This window comes from Peribacillus sp. NPDC056705 (assembly GCF_043656335.1).
The window spans coordinates 1-1,552 of sequence record NZ_JBHTYI010000160.1; the positions used below are offsets into that span (position 1 = coordinate 1).

A 1,552-nucleotide genomic window follows, 5' to 3' on the forward strand; every position below is an offset into this window, starting at 1 on the left:
ATCCAATCGCCCTGGATGGCGGCATAGCCGGCATCCCCCTCTACCACAAGACCGTACAGATTCTTGACATCGAGGTATTCTTTTCGTTCCCCGTTATCGAATTCAAGCGTGATGTAGTAATACGTACGAGATGAATTGCTGGAATGCATCATGCCGTTATCCCCGTTGTGGTGATTGGTGTGGTGACGCACATCCATGCGTTTGGCGACCACGCGGGCAAATCGGGAATTGCGCGGAGACTGTACGTTCTTTACATAACGGGCACCGTTTGCGATTAGACCCGCTATAACAACGATGAACACAATCCCGATGATGATCGGTACGAGTGTAAACATAAAATCAAAGCCACCGCCCAAAGATGGTCCGGGGGATATCATGACTGGTTCCTCCTGTCCTTGTTCGCATTCTAGTGTTGAATATATGTACGGCAATTATAGGATAATGTTTCAAATGGAGGAAGATATATTTCAATTCCATGGATTATTGTTATGATAGAAGGAGTTTGTTTAAGAGGTGATGCGCATGTTAATGATAATTATTTTATCCCTGACGACTTTGGTCTGTTACTTCGCATTGTGGATAACCTATCGACCGCAGGCAAAGTACAAGAACGGCATGCTGTTTGCTGTGCTGTTACCGGAGCATGCACTGGCACATCCGGACATCCAGGCAATCCAGGCGAATTTCAAACGGTCATTGAATCGGATCACGCTATGGATGCTGATCGCCTATATTCCGTTCTTGCTGCTCCACGACTGGATGGCTTATCAGATGTTGTACTATTTTGCATGGCTTACGGTGTTCCTCATTGTGATGGTGCTTCCGTTTCGCCGGGCTTTCCGGGATACGCTTGCACGCAAGCGGGAACACGACTGGTTTGTTGGACAGAAGGAAGAGATTTTGGATGAATACTGGTCCAGCGGCTTTACCTATCATAACCCGAACGATAAGCGAGTGATGGTTACGAAGCGGGTAGGGATTGGCGAGACAGTTAATACAGGAACCGTAGCTGGGAAGATCGTGATCTGGGGAGCTATCGGACTTGCAGCTGTCACTATACTGGGTACCTCTTTCATGATGATCCGTTCGGAATGGACTTCACCCAAGTTGGCGATAACATCGGACCATCGAATTGAGATCGATTATCCGATGTATTCCTTTGATTTCAGTATGACCGAGATTCAGGAACTGTCATTGGAGGAGCATGTGCCGCCCGGCTCTAAGCGAAACGGCGAATCCATGGATAAGTATGCGAGGGGGCATTTCCGTCTTGAAGGAATCGGAAAGACAAGGTTGTATATATTCAAGAACAATCCACCTTACATTAAGTTCAAGCTGGGAGAAGGTTATGTATTCTATAATGACGAGGACCCTGCGCGGACAAGGCAAGTGTATGAGGAGCTGGAGAAGAGGCGGGCGGGGGATTAAGGCTTAATGAGAGCAGATGAAGCGGCCTTCGTTCAGGCCGCCTTTTATTTGCCAGAGTGTTTACGAGTTCTCGCCGTAATGCAGCCCCAACTGATAAGCACGCTCCAGCAACCCCTCCATAATC

At 48.0% G+C, this 1,552-nt stretch carries 2 protein-coding genes; one reads left to right on the plus strand and one right to left on the minus strand.

The genetic code is table 11. The features are described 5' to 3' along the window. On the minus strand, positions 1 to 377 hold a 377-nt coding region (locus ACFRAK_RS28490), incomplete at its 3' end, for a DUF2500 domain-containing protein (RefSeq protein WP_394573114.1). Positions 378 to 522: 145 nt separating this feature from the next. Here ACFRAK_RS28490 and ACFRAK_RS28495 point away from each other — a divergent pair. Next, positions 523 to 1,428, plus strand: a complete 906-nt coding sequence (locus ACFRAK_RS28495) for a DUF5808 domain-containing protein (protein WP_394573115.1) — start codon at positions 523 to 525, stop codon at positions 1,426 to 1,428. Positions 1,429 to 1,552: the final 124 nt, after the last annotated feature.

What these genes read in the sequence shown, in the direction of transcription:
- ACFRAK_RS28495 (WP_394573115.1), top strand. Translation starts at nt 523, where the DNA reads ATGTTAATGATAATTATTTTATCCCTGACGACTTTGGTCTGTTACTTC.